The sequence below is a fragment of the Prosthecobacter sp. genome (assembly GCF_029946185.1).
Lineage (GTDB): Bacteria > Verrucomicrobiota > Verrucomicrobiia > Verrucomicrobiales > Verrucomicrobiaceae > Prosthecobacter.
Map to the genome: position 1 here is coordinate 2703 of NZ_JAQSEA010000119.1, position 1566 is coordinate 4268.

Annotated in this window: 1 protein-coding gene; it reads left to right on the plus strand. The window is 56.4% G+C overall.

Annotated features, from left to right (window positions below; genetic code table 11):
- Positions 1-57 precede the first annotated feature (57 nt).
- Entirely contained in the window at positions 58-1044 is a 987-nt protein-coding gene (locus tag PSV43_RS09665; protein ID WP_300196195.1) for a hypothetical protein, read from the plus strand.
- The last annotated feature ends 522 nt before the right edge of the window (positions 1045-1566 follow it).

Consider the following 1566-nt stretch of genomic DNA (forward strand, 5'->3'; position numbering starts at 1 on the left):
GTCGTGCGTGATATTCTGGCCTGATCTTTTCCCATGAAACGGACACTGATGATTTTGATGGTCCTGCTGCTGCCGAATGCATGGGCGGTTACCCCTGCTCACGAACTTGCAAACGGAGTGGTTCATCTTGCGGGTGTCGGTTCGGACAATCCGGTCATCTATGACAACGACTGGTGGTTTGATGTGTTCGACAACAACTACCTCTGGGCGCGAGCCAGTCTCGGCAAAGTCAATCTACGCGCCAACATCGTCAGTCGTGACATGTGGGAGTGGGATGTTGGATACAAGTACCCCATGCAACGCTGCATCGATGATGCAGACAAAGCGCTGGCTTTGGCCCGCGAATCCGGTTTGAAGAACATCCCGGACATCATCAGAGGCTCCGACGAGGTTCTTCGGCCGCCTGCAAGCGGGCGGATCGAGGAGACGGTACCCAAGCCGTCGCCGGGTGCCATGAAGATCATAGAGGAAGCGCGGAAAGCCACGCCGGAGAAACCCTTGGTGCTCATTTGCGGCGGGCCACTCACTACGGCGGCCAATGCGCTTTTAATGGCGCCGGACATCGCCCGTCGCATGGTTGTTTTCAGCATACTCGTCAGTCACTACGGCTATAACGGCAAGGACGGCTGGGCGGCATATGTCGTGGCGAAAAAAGCGCGCTATGTCGATTGGGGCGGGCGGGGCCGTGGCTTCTGGGACCGGAACTCCGTCTTCGTGCCAAAGGATTTTGAGAGGCTTCCAAAGAATGCCTTCTGCGATGACATGCGACGTCTGATCCAGTCTGATCTCGGACAGGCGAACCAGCTTGGCGATGGTGCGCCACTAGTCTGGCTCTTCGATCCGAAATGCTGGACGGGAGCCGAGATCCATAGCGCTGGCTTCCGTGGAAAGGCTGTCGAATTTACGCCCGTGAAAGCGGGCGAGACTGGTGATGTGCTTGTTATCCCCAAAGCAGCGACTGACATGAGACGCTGTCACGAGGAATTCTTCCAGGTGCTCCGAGATCCGGCCCTTTTTAAGAAGCACGGGACCGGTGCAGACTGAACCGGGAGAACTGGAATGAAAGATATCGACATTCGTAAACCACTGTGTTCCGATGCCCCGGCATTTCAAAACGCTTCTTCCGCCCTGTCGTGCCGCTTTCCTTCCTTGAAACTGTGCTGACCGCCATCCAGCTCAATCGCCAGCTTTAAATCCGCGCGGCAGAAATCAACGCTCTGTACATATGCGCCTGCGATTGCATCCGACGGTGCGGTGAGGCTGTGATGAACCTGTCTGGATCACTTTGCTTCACTCCTCTCCCCGCCTGAAGCGGCATTGCACCAAAATGTCTCCGGGAAAAGGCCGGGTGAGGGGCCAATATTCGGCGTTCATCGGGATCAAAGCCTCCTGCATGCCGGCCATGATGTTCTTAGCTGGAGAGTCCTTTGTCCCCTCACGTAAACAGAATATGCGTCCCCGCGCCGGCGGACTCCTCATAAAACTGACCCACGGTCAGCACGTCATCGACCCGGTCCATCAGGTCTTCCTTCTTCAGCTTGAACATGTCCATGGCCAGTTTGCAGG

What these genes read in the sequence shown, in the direction of transcription:
- PSV43_RS09665 (WP_300196195.1), top strand. Translation starts at nt 58, where the DNA reads ATGGTCCTGCTGCTGCCGAATGCATGGGCGGTTACCCCTGCTCACGAA.